The 20,383-nt window shown below is 62.2% G+C and carries 20 protein-coding genes and 3 pseudogenes; 18 read left to right on the top strand and 5 right to left on the bottom strand.

Going from position 1 to position 20,383, the window contains the following annotated elements; genetic code table 11:
- Positions 1–222 precede the first annotated feature (222 nt).
- The 7 genes and pseudogenes from ABVN19_RS00455 to ABVN19_RS00425 all read left to right on the top strand — a co-directional run bounded on the left by ABVN19_RS00455 (position 223) and on the right by ABVN19_RS00425 (position 7,165).
- Entirely contained in the window at positions 223–1,413 is a 1,191-nt protein-coding gene (locus tag ABVN19_RS00455; RefSeq protein WP_028944660.1) for an aromatic ring-hydroxylating dioxygenase subunit alpha, read from the top strand.
- 10 nt (positions 1,414–1,423) lie between these two features.
- Positions 1,424–2,869, top strand: a complete 1,446-nt coding sequence (locus tag ABVN19_RS00450; protein WP_105642624.1) for an aldehyde dehydrogenase family protein — start codon at positions 1,424–1,426, stop codon at positions 2,867–2,869.
- Between the two features lie 12 nt (positions 2,870–2,881).
- Positions 2,882–3,043: pseudogene (locus ABVN19_RS00445) on the top strand (rubredoxin); the annotation flags it as partial.
- Positions 3,032–4,267 (top strand): FAD-dependent oxidoreductase, encoded by a 1,236-nt coding sequence (locus tag ABVN19_RS00440; RefSeq protein WP_245219091.1) that lies wholly within the window; start codon positions 3,032–3,034, stop codon positions 4,265–4,267. The pseudogene ABVN19_RS00445 and the gene ABVN19_RS00440, both read left to right, overlap by 12 nt.
- A 9-nt stretch (positions 4,268–4,276) precedes the next feature.
- The gene (locus ABVN19_RS00435) at positions 4,277–5,605 is read left to right on the top strand and encodes an FAD-binding oxidoreductase (protein WP_028944657.1); all 1,329 of its coding nucleotides are present in this window, start codon (positions 4,277–4,279) and stop codon (positions 5,603–5,605) included.
- Complete coding sequence (locus ABVN19_RS00430; protein ID WP_105642625.1) at positions 5,602–5,973, top strand: ethanolamine utilization protein EutQ; 372 nt, start codon at positions 5,602–5,604, stop codon at positions 5,971–5,973. Before ABVN19_RS00435 ends, ABVN19_RS00430 begins: the two co-directional genes overlap by 4 nt.
- Before the next feature lie 31 nt (positions 5,974–6,004).
- Positions 6,005–7,165: an MFS transporter gene (locus ABVN19_RS00425; RefSeq protein ID WP_105642626.1), complete on the top strand. Its 1,161-nt coding sequence runs from the start codon at positions 6,005–6,007 to the stop codon at positions 7,163–7,165.
- Positions 7,166–7,190: 25 nt separating this feature from the next.
- Here the strand turns inward: ABVN19_RS00425 and ABVN19_RS00420 are convergent, their stop codons facing one another.
- A complete protein-coding gene (locus tag ABVN19_RS00420; RefSeq protein WP_167332124.1) occupies positions 7,191–7,334 on the bottom strand; it encodes a hypothetical protein in 144 nt (47 codons plus the stop codon).
- Positions 7,335–7,526: 192 nt separating this feature from the next.
- On the opposite strand from ABVN19_RS00420, the pseudogene ABVN19_RS00415 reads away from it, so the two are divergent.
- The 4 genes and pseudogenes from ABVN19_RS00415 (at position 7,527) to ABVN19_RS00400 (ending at position 12,142) form a co-directional block, all read left to right on the top strand.
- Positions 7,527–8,934 (top strand): annotated as a pseudogene (locus ABVN19_RS00415) (FAD-binding oxidoreductase).
- Positions 8,935–8,945: 11 nt separating this feature from the next.
- A complete protein-coding gene (locus tag ABVN19_RS00410) occupies positions 8,946–9,293 on the top strand; it encodes a cupin domain-containing protein (protein WP_028944653.1) in 348 nt (115 codons plus the stop codon).
- A 48-nt stretch (positions 9,294–9,341) separates the two neighbouring features.
- Positions 9,342–10,574, top strand: a complete 1,233-nt coding sequence (locus tag ABVN19_RS00405; RefSeq protein WP_028944652.1) for an amino acid permease — start codon at positions 9,342–9,344, stop codon at positions 10,572–10,574.
- Positions 10,575–10,636: 62 nt separating this feature from the next.
- A complete protein-coding gene (locus ABVN19_RS00400) occupies positions 10,637–12,142 on the top strand; it encodes a PucR family transcriptional regulator (RefSeq protein WP_028944651.1) in 1,506 nt (501 codons plus the stop codon).
- Between the two features lie 14 nt (positions 12,143–12,156).
- On the opposite strand, the gene ABVN19_RS00395 is transcribed toward ABVN19_RS00400, so the two are convergent.
- Positions 12,157–13,071: a LysR family transcriptional regulator gene (locus ABVN19_RS00395; RefSeq protein ID WP_028944650.1), complete on the bottom strand. Its 915-nt coding sequence runs from the start codon at positions 13,069–13,071 to the stop codon at positions 12,157–12,159.
- A gap of 197 nt (positions 13,072–13,268) precedes the next feature.
- On the opposite strand from ABVN19_RS00395, the gene ABVN19_RS00390 reads away from it, so the two are divergent.
- Genes ABVN19_RS00390 through ABVN19_RS00380 form a run of 3 tightly spaced genes read left to right on the top strand, consistent with a single transcriptional unit; the run spans position 13,269 to position 15,498 of the window.
- Positions 13,269–14,600, top strand: coding sequence for a nucleobase:cation symporter-2 family protein (locus ABVN19_RS00390; protein WP_028944649.1), 1,332 nt, complete (start codon positions 13,269–13,271; stop codon positions 14,598–14,600).
- 32 nt (positions 14,601–14,632) lie between these two features.
- Positions 14,633–15,142 carry a nucleoside deaminase gene (locus ABVN19_RS00385; protein ID WP_028944648.1) on the top strand — a complete coding sequence of 170 codons (510 nt, stop codon included), beginning with the start codon at positions 14,633–14,635 and terminating at the stop codon, positions 15,140–15,142.
- Positions 15,139–15,498: a hydroxyisourate hydrolase gene (locus ABVN19_RS00380; RefSeq protein WP_028944647.1), complete on the top strand. Its 360-nt coding sequence runs from the start codon at positions 15,139–15,141 to the stop codon at positions 15,496–15,498. Before ABVN19_RS00385 ends, ABVN19_RS00380 begins: the two co-directional genes overlap by 4 nt.
- A gap of 110 nt (positions 15,499–15,608) precedes the next feature.
- Here ABVN19_RS00380 and ABVN19_RS00375 read toward each other — a convergent pair whose 3' ends face one another.
- Positions 15,609–16,664: a hypothetical protein gene (locus ABVN19_RS00375; protein WP_146117352.1), complete on the bottom strand. Its 1,056-nt coding sequence runs from the start codon at positions 16,662–16,664 to the stop codon at positions 15,609–15,611.
- A gap of 223 nt (positions 16,665–16,887) precedes the next feature.
- Here ABVN19_RS00375 and ABVN19_RS00370 point away from each other — a divergent pair.
- A pseudogene (locus tag ABVN19_RS00370) lies at positions 16,888–17,034 on the top strand (MFS transporter); the annotation flags it as partial.
- 15 nt (positions 17,035–17,049) lie between these two features.
- Here the strand turns inward: ABVN19_RS00370 and ABVN19_RS00365 are convergent.
- Together ABVN19_RS00365 and ABVN19_RS00360 are read right to left on the bottom strand one after the other, a co-directional pair.
- Entirely contained in the window at positions 17,050–17,691 is a 642-nt protein-coding gene (locus ABVN19_RS00365) for a DUF1109 domain-containing protein (RefSeq protein ID WP_028944645.1), read from the bottom strand.
- Entirely contained in the window at positions 17,678–18,265 is a 588-nt protein-coding gene (locus ABVN19_RS00360) for a sigma-70 family RNA polymerase sigma factor (RefSeq protein WP_105642628.1), read from the bottom strand. Before ABVN19_RS00360 ends, ABVN19_RS00365 begins: the two co-directional genes overlap by 14 nt.
- Positions 18,266–18,489: 224 nt before the next feature.
- Between ABVN19_RS00360 and ABVN19_RS00355 the strand changes: the two genes are divergently transcribed.
- The 3 genes from ABVN19_RS00355 to ABVN19_RS00345 are packed head-to-tail and all read left to right on the top strand — an operon-like array spanning position 18,490 to position 20,373.
- Positions 18,490–18,768 (top strand): DUF2282 domain-containing protein, encoded by a 279-nt coding sequence (locus tag ABVN19_RS00355; RefSeq protein ID WP_105642629.1) that lies wholly within the window; start codon positions 18,490–18,492, stop codon positions 18,766–18,768.
- Between the two features lie 16 nt (positions 18,769–18,784).
- The gene (locus ABVN19_RS00350) at positions 18,785–19,618 is read left to right on the top strand and encodes a DUF692 domain-containing protein (RefSeq protein ID WP_105642630.1); all 834 of its coding nucleotides are present in this window, start codon (positions 18,785–18,787) and stop codon (positions 19,616–19,618) included.
- A complete protein-coding gene (locus ABVN19_RS00345; RefSeq protein WP_028944641.1) occupies positions 19,615–20,373 on the top strand; it encodes a DNA-binding domain-containing protein in 759 nt (252 codons plus the stop codon). Before ABVN19_RS00350 ends, ABVN19_RS00345 begins: the two co-directional genes overlap by 4 nt.
- Positions 20,374–20,383: the final 10 nt, after the last annotated feature.

Raw genomic sequence — 20,383 nt, 5'->3', positions numbered from 1 at the left:
GTCATCAATTAATTACCAAAAATCATTAATCTGAAAAGTCTCGATATTGACCATTCATCAACTATTCCTCCGCCATTCCCGTCACCCTCGAATAAATCATTAATGATAAAAACTGATAAATCGAACTGAAATAAATCGTTTGTCGAGCCCTCCTTCTCTTGCTGAAACTGGCGCCAGGCATCAAGGCATTGCCTGCCGTGCATCTAACAAGAGAAAACAAAAATGACCGTATCGACTGATTCCCGCCTTATTCCCGTCCACGCCCTGGAAACCGTTCTGGCGCCTATCCATGAAGCCCATGGCCTGACCAACGAGTTCTATACCGACCAGCGCTATTTCCAGCTCGAGCGCGATGAAGTACTGGGGCGCAACTGGGCCTGTATCGGTTTTGCCAGCGACCTGCCAACCAACAGCTACGTAAAGCCTGTGGACTTCATGGGCCTGCCGCTGCTGATGATGCGCAACCGTGAAGGTCTGGTGCAGGTGTTCCATAACGTCTGCAGCCACCGCGGCGTGAAATTGGTGCAACAGGCGGGTGAAGTGCAGGGGGTGATCCGCTGCCCCTACCACTCCTGGACCTACGACTTGAACGGTGGCCTTAAAGGCACACCGCACGTCGGCGGAATCAATCAGCACAAAGACGAGCGTTTTGCCTGCGAGAAACATGGCCTGAAAGCACTGCGCACCACGATCTGGATGGACATGGTGTTCATCAACCTGTCGGGCGACGCGCCAGCCCTTGAAGAGCAACTCAAGCCGCTGACAGAGCGCTGGACCCAGTTCCTGGGCACCGATGGCATGAGCCTGTTGCGCCGTGAAGCCAACAGCGGCGCCATGAGCATCGAGGTCAACTGCAATTGGAAACTGGCGGTCGAGAACTACTGCGAGGCCTACCACTTGCCATGGGTACATCCGAGCCTGAACAGCTACTCGCGCCTGGAAGACCACTACAACATCATGTTCGAGGAATTTGCCGGCCAGGGCAGCCACGCCTACAACCTCTCGGCCGTTGCCGGTACCCATTTGCCAATCTTCCCCTCCTGGCCACAAGACCGCCTGCGCACTGCCGAGTACGTGGCATTCTTCCCCAACGTGCTGCTGGGCATCCAGGCCGACCATGCCTTCGCCATGATGCTGGAGCCTGTGGCGCCCGGTAAAACCATTGAGCACCTGCGCCTGTTTTATGTGGGTGATGAAGCGCTCGACAGCCACTACGACGCCTCGCGCAAAGCAGTGATGGAGTCCTGGCGCGTGGTGTTCGCCGAAGACATCGCTTCGGTCGAAGGCATGCAGAAAGGCCGCCTGTCCCCTGGCTACAGCGGTGGGGCGTTCTCGCCCGAAATGGACCTGCCAACCCACTACTTCCACAAGTGGGCTGCCCGTCAGTTGCTCGACTGCGCACAGCGCGCCTGAGGTGATCACCATGCATTCGATATCCCCGCACTGGCTGAACTTCATCGACGGCCAATGGACCGACAGCGAGCAGCACCTGACCATCCACAACCCTGGCACCGCCGACCCTGTGGCGACCATCGCCCAGGCCAGCGTGACCGACGCCGAACGCGCCCTGCAGGCCGCCCGGCGCTGTGCCGACAGCAGCGCGCTGACCCGTGTTCGTCCTGCGCAACGGGTGACCTGGTTGCTTGAAATTGCCGCGCAGATTCGTGCGCTCACCGAAGAAGGCGCCTGGGTACTGTGCCAGGAAAACGGCAAGAGCTTGCGCGATGCCCGTGACGAGTTCGTCGAGGCCGCGCGCTACTTCGAGTACTACGCCGGCATGGCCGACAAGATCGAGGGCAAGTCGATTCCCCTGGGCGACGGCTACATGGACTTCACCGTCTACGACCCCATGGGCGTGTCGCTGCAGATCGTGCCGTGGAACTTCCCGGTGTCGATCTGCGCCCGCTCCCTGGCCCCTGCCCTGGCGGCAGGCAACGCGGTAGTGATCAAGTCGCCGGAACTCTCGCCACTGGGGCTTTGCGTGCTGATGCAGGCCATCGAGAGCGCCGGCCTGCCACAGGGTGCGGTCAACCTGATCTGCGGCCGTGGCCGGGAAGTGGGTGCCTACCTGGCCGGGCATCGCGACGTCGATCAAATTGTCTTCACCGGCTCCGTCGGCACCGGCCAGAGCATCCTGCGCACTGCCGCCGAACACGCCATTCCAAGTGTGATGGAGCTGGGCGGCAAATCGGCCGCGCTGGTGTTCCCGGATGCCGATCGCGAGCAACTGATCAACAGCGTGAAAAGCGGCATCTTCTTCAACGCCGGCCAGGTGTGCTCAGCCATGTCGCGCCTGCTGGTGCATCGCTCGGTCTACGACGACGTCGTCGCTGATGTCGTGGCGATGGCTGAGGGGTTGAGCGTCGGCCTGGGCCAGGACAACCCGGACCATACACCGGTGATCTCCGCCGGCCAGCTCGAGGGTATCGAGGCCCTGTGCCGACGTGCCCAACAGGAAGGCGCGGTTGTCGCGACCGGCGGCGAGGCGATCTCTGGCTTGCGCGGGCACTACATGGCGCCGACGGTACTGCGCGATGTAACCCCGGACATGGAAATTGCCCAGACCGAAGTGTTCGGCCCGGTACTGGCAGTGATCCCGTTCGACAGCGAAGACGAAGCCGTTGCCATTGCCAACGGCACCGTGTTCGGACTGGTGGCCGGTGTGTTCACCCAGGACCTCAATCGCGCCCTGCGCTGCGCACGGCGCCTGTGCGCAGGGCAAGTGTTCGTCAACGAATGGTATGCCGGTGGCATCGAAACGCCGTTTGGCGGTGTCGGGCTCTCGGGATTCGGAAGGGAAAAAGGCCAGGAGGCGCTCTACAGCTACGTCAGGACCAAAAACCTGGCCGTGCGTATCAAGGGCGAGTGAGGAGGTAGTGCGATGAAAACCTGGCTCTGCATCATCTGTGGCCTGATTTACGACGAGGCCAAAGGCTGGCCCGACGACGGCATTGCCCCCGGCACCCGCTGGGAGGATGTGCCCGAAGACTGGCTGTGCCCTGAGTGCAAGGTCGGCAAGGCCGACTTTGAAATGATCGAACTCAGCACCCCGATTGCAGCCGTGACGGCGGCGCCGGTCATTCAGGCCCAGCCTGTGGCCGCAGCCCGCCCGGCACAACCGGTAGTCATCATCGGCAGCGGCCATGCCGGCTACGGCCTGGCACAAGCCCTGCGCAAGGCCGACCCGCAGTTGGAGATTCGCGTACTGACCCAAGAATCGGGGCATATCTACTCCAAGCCTGCCTTGTCGATCGCCCTGGCACAGGGGCGCACTGCCGCCGCCCTGGCCACCGAAAGCCCGCTGGCCATCGAGCAGCGACTGGGTATTCGTATCTATACCGGCTGCAGGGTCGAACGTATCGACGCCCAGGCGCGACGCCTGTACACCAGCCTCGGCGAAATGGAGTACGGCCAACTGGTGCTGGCCAGTGGTGCCTCTGCCGTGCGGTTGCCCATCGAGGGCTGCGCCGAGGCACTGCTCAGCGTCAACAACCTGCAGGATTACCAGGCATTCCGCCAACGCCTTGAAGGTGTACGCAGCGTGGCCATTCTTGGCGACGGGTTGATTGGCTGCGAGTTCGCCAACGACCTGGCAAGCAATGGCTATCAGGTGCGGGTGATCGGCCTGGGTGCCTGGCCCATGGAGCGCCTGCTGCCCGAGGCTGCCGGCCAGCACTTGCAGCAGGCACTGTCGGGGGTGGGCGTGCAGTGGAACCTGCGCACTACCTTGCAGCGCATCGAGCGCAACAGCGATGGCTACCAATTGACCCTGGCCGACGGTCAAGTCGTCGGTGCTGACCTGGTGCTCAGTGCAGTGGGCCTGCGTCCCAATCTTGAGCTGGCGCTGGAAGCCGGCCTGGACTGCGGCCGCGGGATCAAGGTCGATGCACAACTACAGACTTCGCAACCGGGCATCTACGCCCTGGGCGACTGCGTCGAGATCAACGGCCAGTTGTTGCCCTACCTGGCCCCGATCAACGAAGGCATTCGTGCCCTGGGCAAGACCTTGCTGGGCCAACCGACCGCTGCCCACTACCCCCTGGCGCCGGTGACCGTGAAAACCCCGGTCGCCCCCTTGTGCCTGCTGCCCCCCCCGGGTGGCTGCGAAGGCCAATGGCGCTGCGATGCAACCAGCGATGGCTTGAGTGCGGCGTTCCACGACCACGCCGGTGCCCTGCGCGGGTTCGTGCTGCTCGGTCGTCAGGCACAACTGCAACGAAATACCTGGCTGCAAAGCTGCCAGGACACCCAACAAAATGTGGCCTGAGGCCAAACCATGAACAGTATCGTCAATCTGCCTCACGATGACCGCAGCTGCGGCTGGTATGCCGCGCTGCCTGAACCGGCGCCAAGCAAACGCCTGAGTGGCGAACAGAACGCCGACTATGTGGTGATCGGCGCCGGCTTTGCCGGACTTTCCGCCGCGCGGCGCCTGGCCGAGCACCTGCCGCAGGCGCGCATCATTCTGGTAGATGCCCAGCGAATAGCCTACGGCGCTTCCGGGCGCAACTCGGGTTTTGTCATCGACCTGCCGCACAAATTCGCCCTCGAACATCCCGATCCACAGCACAAACAGCGCCTGCTGGGCCTGAACCGCTCAGCCATCGACCAACTGCAAACGTTGATCGGCCGTCACGGCATCGAATGCCAGTGGTCCCATGCGGGCAAATACCAGGGCGCGGTGGGAGAGCGTGGCCAGGGTTATCTGGATCACTTCGAAAAACTGATGGCCGACCTGGGCGAGCCCTATCGCGTGGTCGGGCGTGACGAACTGGCCGGCGTACTCGGTAGCCGCTACTACAGCCGCGCCATCTACACGCCCGGTTGCTTCCTGATGCAACCCGCCGCACTGGTACGTGGCCTGGGTGAGTCGCTACCTGGCAACGTCGAAGTGCTTGAAGAATCGCCGATCCGCACACTCCAGAAAGACCCCAGCGGCAAGTGGCTGCTGCGTGGCGACAACGGTCTGATCCGGAGCCCGCAGGTATTGCTGGGCACCAGCATCTTCACCCAGGAGTTCGGCTACCTGCGCAACCGACTCCTGCCGGTGATGACGTTCGCCAGCTGGACGCGCCCACTGAGCGACGCAGAAATGGCGACGGTTGGCGCCCAGGCCGACTGGGGCCTCACCCCTGCCGACCACGCCGGTACCACCGTACGCATGACCCAGGACCGGCGCCTGATCATCCGCAATACCTACAAGCACGTTCCTCGCTACGGTCGCAGCATCACCGATGCTAGCCGCAACAAGATTCGCGAGGACCATCGCAAGGCCTTCGAGGCGCGCTATCCGCAACTGGCCCAGGTGCCGTTCACCCATACCTGGGGCGGGGTCTATGCGATCTCGCGCAACTTCACCAACTACTTCGGCCAGCTCGATGACGGTGTTTACGCCACCGCCTGCGACAACGGCGTGGGCGCGGCCTGGGGCACCATTTCCGGCACGCTGCTGGCCGACATGGCGGTGGGTGCGGACTCCAGGCAATTGAGCGACATCCGCGCAGTGACCGGCATGCCCTCGCGCAATCCACCTGAGCCGTTCCTGGGCATGGGTGTGCGCACCCGGATCCGCTGGGCGGCGTTCAACAGCAGGAGCGAAGTATGAGCCGCGTACCCAGCGGCAAAGGCCCGGTGCGTCTGGTCGATCACCGGGACCTGGACTTTGTCCACCGGGGCGGCCCGCCTGGCGGCGCGTCGGTAGCGCGCGCCATCAGCAATGAAGTGTCGCCAAACCTGGGCATCGGCTTTGCCCGTTGGGAAGGCGCCGAAGTGGCCTGGACGGTGCTCTACGACGAAGTGATTTTTGTGATTGAAGGGTGCTTTGAACTCCGGGCCAACGGCGAGGTGCATCGCGCGTCGCCAGGCCAGGTGCTGTGGATTCCCGAAGGCACGGAGCTGGTGTATGCAGGCCACGCGCTGTTCGGTTATGTGGTGTACCCGGGCGACTGGAAACAGCGCCACGGCCTTGCCTGACTACCGACCACTACTGGTCTGGGGAACCCAATTGTTCGCACTATCCAAACGGTTCGGCACGATCTATGTCGCTGCCTTGTTGATGCAGCTGGGTTCCAGCCTGCTGATGACCTACCTGGCCCTGCGCCTGGATGCCTCTGGTGTGGCGCAGCTGTGGGGCGGTGCGCTGATGGCCGCCAACGCGCTGGGCATGGTGTTGGGAGCCCGCTCCGGTTACTGGCTGATTGGCCTGGTCGGCCATGCACGGGCCTTTGTGGTGGGCGCCGGGGTGATTGTTACCGCGGTGCTCACGCACCAGCTCAGTGATGGCTTGCCGCTGTGGCTTGCCCTGCGGTTCATCGTGGGTGCGGCAATGATGTGCCAGTTGATGGTCATCGAGAGCTGGCTCAACGACTGCGCACCGATCAGCCGGCGAGGTGGCGCCATGTCGCTGTACATGGTGGCCAGCTATGTCGGCATGATGCTCGGGCAACTGATGCTCAGCCTCGGGGATGGGCTGCACTCCCTGGCGTTGACGGGCGTGGCCATTGCCTTTGCCATTGGCTTGATTCCCGTGGCCCTGCACAACGGCACCCAGCCGAACAGCATCAGCCAGGCCCGAATCAAGCCGATGCTGTACCTGCGCAGGCTTCCTCAATCGTTGTTCACGATTCTTGCCTCGGGTTTGCTGAACGGTTGCCTGTACGGGCTGACGCCGATCTTTGCCGCGCAACTGGGCTTTACCCCGTCACAGGTCGGGCAATTCATGGCCATCAGCATTGCCGCCGGGCTGCTGGCGCAACTGCCGCTGGGCAAACTGTCGGATCATTTTTCTCGCATCACCCTGATCCGCGCTACCGCTGCATTGCTGTGCATCGCCTACCTGCCGCTGGCCTTCGGGCTGGCATCGGGTCAGCTGTGGGTCATGTTGGCGGGGGCTGCGATCGGCTTCTTGCAGTTCTGTTTGTATCCACTGGGTGTGGCCCATGCCAACGACAACCTTGAGCCGGAACTGCGTGTATCGGTGGCCGGGGTGTTGCTGATGACCTTTGGCATCGGCGCGACCATCGGTCCACTGGTTGCGGGGGCAATGATGGAGCATTCAGGCCCGCAGGCGCTGTATGTGTTCAGCATTGGTGTGGCGGCAATGGTGGTGTGTTTTATCCGGGAGAAGAAACGCGATATGGGGGCGTCCCTGGTGGGCGTCCCGTAGCCGCTGGCACGGCTACGGGTATCGGTCAGGCCCCCGACTCGGGGTCGCTTGCCGGCACACCCGGTGAGCGCTGGTTTTCGTTGTTTTCGTCAAGCACCGGGTCTGTATCCGGATCCGGTGCCTTGTCGTGGTCATCCGGGATCTGCGGCTTTTCCTTCGCATTGTTCATCACACCCTCCAAGCAGTGGTCTTTCTACGAAGAGCCCTCCGCTGCGCGGCCGTTCCCGACATTCGATAAACGGCTGTCGTTGCAGGCTCATACGATCGTATGAGCACTGCACGCGCATTCTTAATGGCGTCTAATTGTCGCGTCCCTTGTGCCCCTTGAAACTGGCCGGCATCCACTTGCCAGGGGCTCACAATGAAACTAACGCTTACCCCTCCGTTGAAAGCCAGTCACTGGATGACGGCAACCAATCTGCTCGATAACCCGACCGTGCCGCTCAAAGGCGACCACGAAGCTGATGTAGTCATCATTGGTGGCGGTTTTGTCGGGCTATGGACCGCCATGACAGTCAAGGAGCTTGAACCGGATGCCCGCGTCATGGTGCTTGAACAGCACGTGTGCGGCGGCGGCGCCTCTGGACGCAACGGCGGTTTTGTCATGTCCTGGTGGCCAAAAATCGGCACCCTGCGCGGCTTTTGCAACGAAGACCAAGCCTTGTTCCTGGGCAACAGTGCCGAGCATGCCATCACCGAACTCGGTGAGTTCTGCCAGCGCCATGGCATCGACGCCCATTTCCGCCAAAGTGGCTGGCTGTGGACCGCCACGACCGCGCAGCACATCGATACCTGGAACGGTACCCTGGCCGCCTGCGAGCGACTGGGAGTACGGCCGTTCGAGCGTGTCGACCCTCGCGAGTTGGCTCGACGCACCGGTTCAGCCGTACACCTGGCAGGCGTATTCGAGCGTAGCAATGCCACTGTGCAGCCCGCGTTGCTGGTGCAGGGCATGCGCCGCGTAGCGCTGAAAATGGGCGTGCAGATACATGAAGGCACTGGTGTGAGTGCAATTGAGCCTGGGCAACCGGTGCAGGTCAAAACCGCCCAGGCAAGCCTGCGCGCGCGCTCGGTTGTACTGGCCGTCAATGCCTGGGCTGCAACCCTGCCGGCGCTGGCGAAGCTGATCGTGCCGGTCAACAGCTCGATCGTGGCCACCGATGCCATACCGCAGCGCCTGGCCCAGATCGGCTGGATCGGCGGCGAAGCCATCACTGATTCGCAGTTGATGGTGGACTACTACCGCACCACCCACGACGGTCGCATTGCCTTTGGCAAAGGGACCGGCGCCTTGAGTTTTGCCTCGAAGATCGGTGCGGTTTTCAGCGAAGACGCTGCAAGCGTGGCATTGACCGAAGCGGACCTGCGCCGAACCTACCCCATGCTCGGCAACACGCGTATCGCCGCACAGTGGTCCGGCCCCATCGACCGCACCTACGACAGCCTGCCCGTGTTCGGGCGGCTGTGCGCCCAGGACAACATTCATTACGGCATCGGCTGGAGCGGCAATGGGGTCGGCCCAAGCCGGCTTGGCGGGCGCATCCTGGCCAGCTTGACCCTGGGCCGCAACGACGCCTGGAGCACCTGCCCGTTGGTGGAGCGCACCTGTCGCACTTTCCCGCCCGAACCTCTCCGCTACTGGGGCGGCTCTCTGGTACGCAATGCCGTGATGCGCAAAGAGCGCTCGGAGTTCAGCCGGCACTGCACCCGCGGCGCTGGATCTGTTTCTGGCCCGCCTTGCGCCGGCCGGTCTCGAAGACAAAGCCTGAGGAGTTCAGCCATGTCGATCGTTCATATCGCTGCCACTGCCCCGCTCACCTTTGGTGAAGCCGTCACGCTCGGTAATACGCAACAGGAACCGCTGGCAAAGGCCCGCACAGCGGCACATCAACCCCTGCCTGATGCACGCGGCGCTACCGGTATCTGGGAATGCAGCCCTGGCAGTTTTCGTCGCCAGGTCGCCCAGGCCGAATACAGCTACATCGTCAGCGGCGCCGGTACCTTTACGCCGGATAACGGTGAGCCGGTGGCGTTTGCCGCTGGCGATGCGCTGTATTTTCCGGCCAATACCCACGGCACCTGGACCCTCCAGGAAAGTGTTCGCAAGACCTACGTGATTCTCGAGTGAGCCGCCAGCCGGCCACTGCCCCCACATAACAAGACGAGGTAACAACCAGTGGGTATACAACAACAAATAGAAGCGCCTTCGGGATTGAAGGCCCATGCACTTGGGCGAATGGAAACCATCGGTATCATCATCGGCACCAACATTGGCGCCGGTGTGCTCAGCATGGCCTTCGCCGCGCGCAAAGTGGGCTACATCCCCCTGCTGGCCTGCCTGGCGATCACATGCCTGTTCTGCATCATCACCATGTTGTACGTCGCCGAAACCTGCCTGCGCACCCGTGAAAACAAACAGCTCAGCGGCCTGTCGCGCAAATACCTGGGGCCCTTCGGCGGCTGGCTGATCTTTATTGCCGTAGCCGCCAACAGCTATGGCGCGCTGGTGGCCTACATGACCGGCAGCGGCAACATCCTCACCGATTTCTTCGGCCAGTTCGGGTTGAGCCGGCAGATGGGCAGCCTGATCTTCTTCGTGCCCTCGGCGCTGGTGCTGTACCTGGGCCTCAAGGCACTGGGTGTGGCGGAAAAACTGATCAGTGCCGGAATGGTGATGATCGTCTGCCTGCTGATCGGCGCTACGGTCATCCATGAAGACTCCCAACTGGTACACCTGTGGCAGAGCCAGTGGCAGTACGTGGTGCCGGTGTTCAACCTGGCGGTCTTCGTGTTTGGTGCGCAGTTCCTGGTGCCGGAACTGGTGCGCGGCAACCTTGATACACCCCAGCGCCTGCCGCGCCTGATCATCGGCGGCATGGTGTTGACCTTCGTGCTGGTGGCTGCGATTCCGGCTTCGGTAATTGCCCTGGTGGGCACCGAAAACCTCAGCGAAGTAGCCACCCTCAGTTGGGGACGTTCGCTGGGCCAATGGGCCTACTATGTAGCCAACACTTTCGCCCTGCTGGCCATGCTGACGTCGTACTGGGGCCTGGGTGGATGCCTGTTCACCAATATCTTCGACCACTTCCGCCTCGGTGATGAGAGCCAGCGCGGCAAGCGTCTGCTGGTATTGGCAGTGGTGGCGATACCACCGTTCATTCTCGCGTACTCGGGCATCAGTGGCTTCGTCAATGCACTGTATTTTGCCGGCACCTTCGGTGGCGTGCTGATGGGCATCATCCCGGTGTTGCTACTCAATGCGGCCCGCAAACACGGCGACAAGACGCCCGCGTTCACCTGTGGCTGGTATGCTCATCCATTGATCCAGATCGGCATCATCCTGATATTTGCCTCCAGTGGCGTATACGCCGTGTTGTCAGCCATGGGCATGCTACCCGCCAGTTGGTGATGACACGACAACAGGCCAGGATGAGCCCGGACACCCGCCTGACCCAATGGAGTCGCCCGCGCATGTCACTGCACATTCGTGACTTGATCGCTCTTCCCGAACTTCGCTCACACTTGCTGAGCGGCACCGATGGTCTCGAACGTGAGGTGCGCTGGGCGCATGTGTGCGAACTGCCCGACCCCACCGAATGGCTGGGCGAGGGCGATGTGCTGATGACAACCGGCCTGGGGGTCCCCACCGACCCGCAGGCGCAGCGCGAGTATGTGCAGCGGCTTGCCGACGCTGGCCTGGCCGGCATGATGATCGGTGAGCATATGCAGGCACCCGACAACCTCGATGCGCTCACTGATCGTGCACAACAGCTTGGTTTCGCCGTCATCCTCACCGAATACGGCGTCCCCTTCGCGGCGGTGACGCGCGCCATCATCGACGCCAATCAGAAAGAGGAATACCAGCGCCGCAGCGCGCTGGCACGGGTGTACGAGAGTGCCCGCCTGAGCATTTCCGGACTGAGCCTGGCGGCATTGGTACAGCGCCTGGAATCGGACATTCAATGCCGTCTGCATGTACTGCTGTCTGTAACGCTGCAGCCTTGGGATGAGCAACTGGCCCCATTGCCCGACACGGTGCGAACAGCGCTGCTCGCCAGCCGACGCAGGCAGGGGGAGCAACAACCCATGCTGCGTCGCCACACCCTGCCAGACGGTGAGGCACTGACCATTGAACTGCATACCGAGCAGGACTGCCTGCTGGTGGTGACCGGTGAGGGTTTGCCCGACTATGGGCTGCTGCACCATCTGACTGCGGTGCTCGGCCTGGAAGTTCAGCGGCGCCAGGCAGAGCGCGAACGACGCTTGCGCCTTGGGTCGGAATTGATCGATGACTTGCTGCAACAGCGCCTGAGTCTCGAACAAGTCACCCAACGCTTGCAGGATCAACTACCTGGCCTGGCCCTTGAGCAGGCGGTATTCAGCATTGCCCGGGGGCCGGGGTTGCGCAGCAGTCCCGAAACGCTCTTGCGGCTGCTCAACGATCGCTTGCTGGCGCGCAGCCAGGGTGACGAACTCATCCTGCTGCATGCCGATGGCCTGCAATCGACACTGGTCGAACAGCTTGACCTGAGCCTTGGTTCAAGCGCCCCCCTCCACACCGTACAGCGCAGTGCCGAGGCGTTGCGCGAAGCTCTGCTGGCCTGCGCCCACACCCACGCGCAGCGTAGGGTATGCCGCTATGCAGAGCTTGAAACCGACACGCCCTGGCTTCCCCGCACCCCGGATGAAGCTCTTCGCGCTTTCCGCTCGGTGCTGGGTGCCCTCCATGCCTATGACCAGGCACAAGGCACTTCACTGCTGCACACCTTGCAAGTGTTCCTGGAAGAGAATCGCTCGTGGCTGCAGGCTGCAAAGCGCCTGCATGTACACAAACAAACCCTGGTGTACCGCATACGCCGCATCGAAGCGATCAGTGGACGCTCAATGGACAACACGGGCGATGTCGCCACCTTGTGGTTTGCCCTGCAAAGCCGCTGGGTGGCCGTAGGCGCGAGCTTGCCCCGCGATGCGCTGTAGCGTGGCCCCATCAATCAGAGGGTGGTGGGTTGGCCGTTACGGTCGAGTTCGAACACCTTGTTGTGCTGCAAGCGCTCCTTGAGCCAGCGCTGGGCCTTGTCCAGCGGCCGCTGGCGGGCCCAGAGCATGTCTACACCCACGTGCCAGTCGGTATATGGGTAGGCCGTCAGTTGCAGCTCCACCAACTCACCCCGCGCCAGCTCGCGCTGTATCAATTGGCGCGGCAGGGTTGTCCAGCCAAGGCCGGCACGGACCATTTCAAGCAACGCCAGGTAACTTTCCGCCTGCCACAGTTGGGTCGAGCGCAGGTACTCGCTGCTGGGCAGTTTGCTGGCATGGGCGCTGAACGCCAGGCGCCGGTGCACGTGCAAGTCGTCAAAGGTCACCGTAGCCATCTGCGCCAGCGGGTGCGCCGGGTGGCAGACGTGTAGCATGATCAACTTGCCCAGTTGCTGGAACGCCAGTTCCTTCGGGTACCCCGGCTGCGAGAAGGCAATGCCCAGCACGGCCTCGCCTCGGGCCACCAATTCGCTGACATCGCCATGCACCGGGTGGCGGATGATCAGGTCGACAAAGGGGAAGGCCTGTTCGAAATCCTTGAGCACCGGCATGACCGGGCCATACGGCGTTTCAATCGCAAGCGTCAGGCTCGGCTCCACCGTTTCCGACAGGCAATCGGCATGCGCCTCCAGGGCCAGGCAACGCTCCAGTACCGCCTCGGCCTGGATCAGCAGCTTCTGCCCGCTGGCCGTCAGTGTCGGGCTGCGGCTGGCGCGGTCGAACAACTCGACCCCAAGGTCTGCCTCCAGGTTGGCAATGGCCGCGCTGATCGTTGATTGCGTCTTGCCCAGCTTGCGCCCGGCCGCAGAGAACGAGCCGCTTTTTACTGCCTGGGTGAACATCAGCAATTGATCCAGTGAAAAGCGCAACGTGCCTGCTCCTGAGCCTTGGGTGAACCCTTCGGTGCGAATCCTGCAACGCAATCGGAGCGATGTGCAAGTACGCCACCCATCGACCAGGCCGATAGTTACTAACTTGTTTCATCGCTCACGACGTTCAACTATAGCCCCGACGTCAGCAGTTCCTGCCAACAACAAAAAAGCCGCACCTTCAGGAGACACACGACATGAGCACTAAACGGGTTCATCCGGTGGACGAGGTTTTGCCCCTGCGACAGTTGTTCACCTTCGGCCTGCAGCACGTGCTGGTGATGTACGCCGGTGCCGTGGCGGTGCCGCTGATTCTGGGCAGTGCGTTGGGACTGACATCTGCCCAGATCGTCACCCTGATCAACGCCAACCTGCTGACCTCGGGTATAGCGACGTTGATCCAGACCCTGGGCTTCTGGAAATTCGGTGCCCGCTTGCCGTTGATCCAGGGCTGCTCGTTCATCGCCCTGGCGCCGATGATCATGATCGGCAAGGAGTTCGGGCTCAGCCAGATATTTGGTGCGGTGATTGCGGCAGGCGCCATCACCATTGCCCTGGCGCCGGTGTTCAGCCGCTTGCTGCGCTTCTTTCCCCCAGTGGTCATCGGCAGCCTGATTACCATCATCGGCATCTCGCTGATGCCGGCGGCGGCCATCTGGCTGGGCGGCGGCAACCCGGGCGCCGAAGACTTCGGCAAGCCCGCCAACTTGCTGCTGGGGCTGGCGACGGTCAGCGTGACGCTGGTGATCTACGCCAAGTTTTCGGGCTTTATCGGCAACCTCAGCGTGCTCATCGGCCTGTTCGCAGGAAGCCTGATTGCCGCAGCCTTCGGCATGACCAACTTCAGCCGCGTGGGCGATGCGGCCTGGTTCGAACTGAGCCCGCCAATGGCCTTTGGTGTGCCTGAGTTCTCGCTGGTGCCGATCATGATCATGACCCTGGCGATGCTGGTGATCATGGCCGAGACCACCGGCAACTGCCTGGCCATCGGCAAGCTGACCGGCAAACCGACCACCCAGCAAACCCTGGGCAATGCGTTCCGTGCCGATGGTTTGTCGACCATGCTGGGCGGTGTGTTCAACAGTTTCCCGTACAACGCCTTTACCCAGAACACCGGCCTGATCGCGCTTTCCAACGTGAGGAGCCGGTTCGTGGTCGCTGCTGCGGGCGCGATCATGGTGCTGATGGGCCTGTTCCCCAAGCTCGGAGCCCTGATCGCCGCCGTGCCCACCCCGGTGCTGGGCGGGTGCGCCATCGTGATGTTCGGCATGACCACCGTGGCCGGTATCCAGGAGCTGTCACGGGTGAAGTTCGAGGGCACCCGCAACGGCATCATCGTGGCAGTGTCGGTCAGCGTCGGCGTGCTGCCGATGTCGTTCCCTGCCCTGTTCGAACACGCCCATGGCGCGCTCAAGCTGATTCTTGAAAGCGGCATTTTCCTCGGTGCGATCACCGCCATCGTGCTCAACGTTTTGCTCAATAACGAAAAGAACGCCAGCGACGGCATCGCCGCCGAACTGGCTGAGTGAAGTACCCCCTTTTGACTGCCCAGGAGTTACCCATGACCCAATTCACTCAACTCACCCCTGCCGGCGTATCCGAGCTCGACCTGCTGTTGCTGCGCCGCAGCATTGCCCTGTCCACTGCCTCCCGGGAGCGGGGGCGCCACCCGTTTGCCGCGCTGGTCGCCGATCGTGACGGCAATATCATCGCCGAGGCCGGCAACAACTCCATGCCGCCTGAGGGTGATCCGACCCAGCACGCCGAATTGGTAGCGGCGGCAATGGCGGCGAAAAAACGGTCGCCCGAGGCCTTGGCCGACTGCACCCTGTACACCAGCGCCGAGCCTTGCTGCATGTGCGCCGGGGCGGTGTACTGGACCGGCATTGGCCGCGTGGTCTACGCGTTGTCGGAGCATGCGCTGCTGGGGCTGACGGGGGATCACCCGGAGAACCCGACCTTCTCGTTGCCGTGCCGCGAAGTGTTCGCCAAGGGCCAGCGCAAAGTCAGCGTGGAAGGGCCGATGCTGGAGAATGAGGCGGCTGAATCGCACCAAGGGTTCTGGTCATGAACGGCGGCATTTCCATCCATGTGGTGGATGTAGCCAGTGGGCGGGTAGCCGAAGGGTTGCAGGTTCGCCTGGAGCGACTGGACGGTAGTCGGCGGGAGCTTGTGTGTGAAGGCCGGGTTGGGGGAAATGGACTATTGCCGGGGCTTGATGCGTGTAAAGCGCAGTGCTCGGCTGGCGTCTACGAAGCGAGCTTGCAGGTAGCGGCGTTTTATCGCGCTCAGGGTTTGGCCCTGCCGGCCGTGCCGTTTCTGGATGAGCTGGTGTACCGGTTTGGGGTGGGGGATACGGCACAGCATTATCACCTGCCGTTCAAGTTGACGGCCTGGGGGGTGTCCTGCTTCAGGGGCGGGGCCTGACACTGCGAAAGTTGGGCGAAACGCGTTACTGGATCACTTACAGTGCAGCAGGACGCCCTGAATGACTCTCCAGCTGACAGCATCAGCATGGAAAGCGCAGGGCCATACTGTTAGAGAGCTCTCACCTTTTTCAGTTTTCGGGTACCAAGAATCCCTCTTGTGCGACGTACCTCGTCAGCGTCATAAAATTCTTGATCATGGCGGCTGGGGGAGGCGCAGGCTGCGACACCACTAAGCACCACGCCTTGCGAGTGAAGGTAGTCCAGCATCCCTAAGAAATGAGAGAACTCGGGCTGATAGTGACCGCTTTTGTTAGTGACCCCGATGAGTTGTCCAAGGCGGATGGCGATTTCGCCGGCACTGTTGACAGGCGCACCAAAAAGAAAAGAAGAGTGGTGGAAGGCATGCACTTTGTGCGAATGAGCGTAGATGTTATTGGCGGGGTCGCGAACGTAAATTCCCCAGCCAGGGCCCTCGGCATTTGTTTGCATAGTACCGGTATGAAACAGTTCGCCGAGCGAATTGTAGAAGACACCGTTTTTTATATGCAGTTGCTTTTCGCCTCTTTTATGCCGATCGAGGTATTTCACATTATTGAAAAAGCGCAAGAACAGTTCCTGGGTCTTGCCATCTGATATAAGTTTGGGGAGGTAGTGGTTACGCACCCATTCAATATAATCCCAGTCGTTATGATTCTCTTGGACGGCATCGGTCTTCTTCCAACACTCGAAGGGGTCACTCGGGTCACGTCGTAAGGCAAAATGATCCTTGATCAGCGCCTCCTGCCAATAGTCGGGACGCAGGGTACGTGTCTGACTATTTGCGCCCTTGAAGAGGATGGGAATGGCCTCCTTGACGCGCCCCCAACCTCTCTTTGTAGCATACGGGCTGTCCCAGGTTACGCGTTGGTTGACAAGGTGCTCTACCCGGATGATCGCCTCATAATGTAACTCTATAACCGCGGACACCTTATGGTTTTGAGGTTTTTTATATAAAAACCCCAAGCACGCGTTGACGATGTCCATCAAGCTCTGAATTTCTTTTCTTACCGAACGGTAGGATGTTCGATGGTAGTTCAGGAGTAACTGGTCAATTTGTGTCAGCTCGCGGTTGCCCCGTCGCTCGACAAAACTGGTCGCCTCCATGAAGTCTTCTACTGTATGCATCGCTGAACGCCCCATTGAATAGTGTTAACTGCAACTGCAATCTCCTGGGTCCGCCAACGCCCTACTCGAACGGCCTGCCGACCTATAAACGCGTCAGCCAATACGTTAGAACAGTGGCACCGGGTGTTGATCAGGGTGTTCACGATCGTAACAGTGCTAGACAGGGACGTATTTAGGAAGTTTCCGATACAGGGGGCCGCGCGATAAGGCATCTTGTTGCGGGGTATTCAGCCATGACGCCTGCGGGTTGTTGAACGGCTGTCTGTATGGACTCACGCCGATCTTCGCCACGCAGCTGGGCTTTACCCCGGCGCAGGTCGGGCAGTTCATGGCCATCAACATTGCGGCGGGGCTGCTGGCGCAGTTGCCGGGGCTTGAGGCTGTATCACCAGCGCAGTAGCTTCGGACCCAGGGCTGCACCCAGCAAGGTTGGAACCAGCATTCCCAGCACGTACCACACCCCCCAGAACGGCACTTCCATTTCCGGGCAATGCAACGAGTAGGCAACCGTTGCTGTCGCCCCTGCGAGCAGGCCTGCGGCGGCCCCCGCCTGGCGCAGGCGGGTCGGGGCCAGCCCGCGCACCGCCCAGAACACGCCGATAAAGGTGGGTATCGACAACAGGCCAATGTTCAACGCACAGGTGCGCCAGGTGCGACCAAGGACCATGTCGACCCGGGCATCCACCGGCACGCCCACCAGCGCCAGCGCGCCACCCAGCCACACCAGCAGCAACGGCAAGCCCAATGCCACCCAGGCCGCCCCACCGGCCACCCCCGGCCGCGCCAAGCGTGTCGACAGCCACAGCGCCAGCGGCGCCAGGCTGCCCGGCAGTGCCAGCTTGGCCCAGAACAGCGGCGTGGCGGCCACTTCGGCAAGGTCCGCGCGCACGCCGTACACCACCATCACCAGCAACAGCCCAGCCAGCCCGCCGCCCAGCAACGCCGCGGCAAAGCGCCGGGCCAGGGCATGCCGGTCCACCGCCGTTTCGGCGTTGGCCAGCAGCGAAATCAGTTCATCGGTCTTCATCGCTTCGCTTACCTCGAATAATGCTCGCCAGGGCCTTGAGCCCACGGTGGATGCCCACCTTTACTGCCGACGCCGACAGCCCGGTCAGTTGCGCGGTCTCTTCCACCGACATGCCCTCAAGTTTCACGTGAACAATCGGCAGGCGCTGCCGCTCGGGCAGCAGTTGCAACAAACGGGCGAGATCGCGCCCGGCCTGGCCCGGCTCGTGGTCTTCAGCGGCGAACAGTTCATCGTCGTCTTCCAGCGGTTGCTGCAACGCCTCGCGACGGGCGTAGGCGCGAAAATGATCGGCCAGCTTGTAGCGCGCAATGGCCTGCACCCAGGCGGTCAGCGGTTGGTCGGCGCGGTAGGTGTGACGGGCGTTGTGTACCGCCAGCAACACCTCCTGCAACAGGTCCTCGACCTCGCTGGGACGCTGCGCCAGGCGTCGGCGCAGGTAGCTGCGCAGGTGCGTCCCAAGGGCCGTGAGAAATTCACGGTAGGCCGCCGCATCACCGTCCATGCCGCGCAGCAACAGCGCCTGCAACAGCGCTTCACGCGTGCTCAACATGTCCTGAGAGGTAGTTCGTTGCATCGCCCGCCTTGGTTACATCCCGGATGAAATTTTCTCGGGTCCCGCCCCTGCCGCGAGCGCGCCTTCAGCCAGTCAAGCCGTCGACCCTACCTCAACAGGCTAGGGCCCCGTAAGAAAAATCTCAAAAAAATCCACGGCGCTGTAACCGAACGCTGAAACCCAACGAACTACTTCACGAGCCGCCAGTGTGACGCTGCGGCCACCCCACTTTTTGGAGAGACACCATGAAAACCTTCGCCCTCGCTACCGCTGCCCTTGCCCTGGCCTCCATCGTCGGGACTGCCCAGGCCGACGACATGAAAGCCAGTGGCGCCACCCTGGAGAAATGCTACGGCGTCGCCATGGCCGGCAAGAACGACTGCAAGGCCGGGGCTGGCACCACCTGTGCCGGCAGCTCGAAGAAAGACTACGACGCCATGGCCTGGAAGAACGTGCCGGCCGGCACCTGCACCTCGATCAAGACGCCCAACGGCATGGGTTCGCTGACCCCGCTCAAGTCCTGACCAAAGGCCGCCGACCATGACGACTTCCCTCGACCTTGGCGCAGGGCTGAGCCTGAAGGCCGAACATTACACCCAGGCCCTGGCCTGCACTGCCGATGGCCTGTGGTTTGAAGTCCATCCGGAAAACTACATGGTCGGCGGCGCCCGCCTCGCCTGGCTGGAACGGGTGGCGGCGCGCCACCCGGTGTCGCTGCATGGGGTGTCGTTGTCCCTGGCAGCGGCCGCCCCGCCAGACCCGGCGCACCTGCAGCGCTTGCGCACGCTGATCGAGCGGGTGCAGCCGGTGCTGGTGTCCGAACATCTGGCCTGGTCGACCTGGCGCAGCCACTACCAACCCGACCTGCTGCCGTTCCCGCGCAACGACGAGGCGCTGGCGCGCATCATCGACAACATCCAGCGCAGCCAGGACGCCATTGGCCGACAGATCGCCATCGAGAATCCCAGCCATTACCTGCGCCTGGAGGGCCACGACTGGGACGAAATCGACTTCCTTACCGAACTCACCCAGCGCAGCGGCTGTGCCCTGCTGCTCGACGTCAACAACGTACACGTCAGCGCCCACAACCTCGGGTTCGACGCAGACGCCTTTATCGACCGCTTTCCGGCCGCGGCGATTGCGCAAATCCATCTGGCCGGACACAGCCTCGATGTTGGCGGCGAACTGCTCATCGACTCCCACGATGCCAGCGTTGCCGAGCCGGTGTGGGCCCTGTACCAGCGTCTGATCCAGCGCATCGGCCCACGCCCGACACTGATTGAGCGCGATGACCACGTTCCGGCATTCGACACGTTGCTGGGTGAGCGTGAGATCGCCCAGTCCCTTCTCAATCTTCTGAAGGTGCGCACATGAAAATGTCCCTTGCCCAGTTCCAGGACGCCTTCACCGACGCCCTCTACCAGCGCCCGGCACCGCAATTGGCATCGCTTGTGGCACAGCCCGGCTTCGAGGTGTACCGCAACACAGTGCTCAAGGGCTGCGTGGATGCCATCTGCGACAACTTCCCTGCGGTCGAACGCCTGGTCGGCCACGACTGGCTCGCCGCCGTAGCCGCCATCTACGCCTGCCATGCGCCGCCCACCGACGCGCGCATGATGTTCTACGGCGGCGATTTTGCCGACTTTCTCGAAGCCTTCGAACCCGTCCGGCAACTGACCTACCTGCCCGACGTGGCGCGCCTGGATCGGTTGTGGCTGGAAACCTTCGCGGCGCCTCTCGAGCCGGGCCTGAGGCTGGATGAACTGACCGGCATGACCGCCTCCGACCTGGCCCGCTGCAGCCTGCGCCCCCGGGAAAACGTGCGCTGGCGCTGGTTCGCCGGCCAACCCATCTACAGCCTGTGGCACTGCAACCGCCAGGCACAAGCGCTGCCCGAGCCATTGCCGTGGCACGGTGAAGGCGCCTTGCTGGTGGGGAATGCCGACGGCGTCGCCTGGCAACCGCTGCAGATTGGCGAGTGCGCCTTCCTCGATGCCTGCGCCGCGGGCCAGGACCTGGAACACGCCTCGGATCATGCCCTGCATGTGCAAGCCGAGCTGGACTTCAACACCCTGCTCGGCCGCCTGCTGGCCGCCCAGGTATTCGCCCCCCTCATCCTGCCCGCCTGAAGGAGCCCAC

The organism is Pseudomonas vranovensis (assembly GCF_040438935.1).
Lineage (GTDB): Bacteria > Pseudomonadota > Gammaproteobacteria > Pseudomonadales > Pseudomonadaceae > Aquipseudomonas > Aquipseudomonas vranovensis.
The sequence above is the reverse complement of the archived record's forward strand: the minus strand, read 5'-3'. Positions and strand labels throughout refer to the sequence as shown.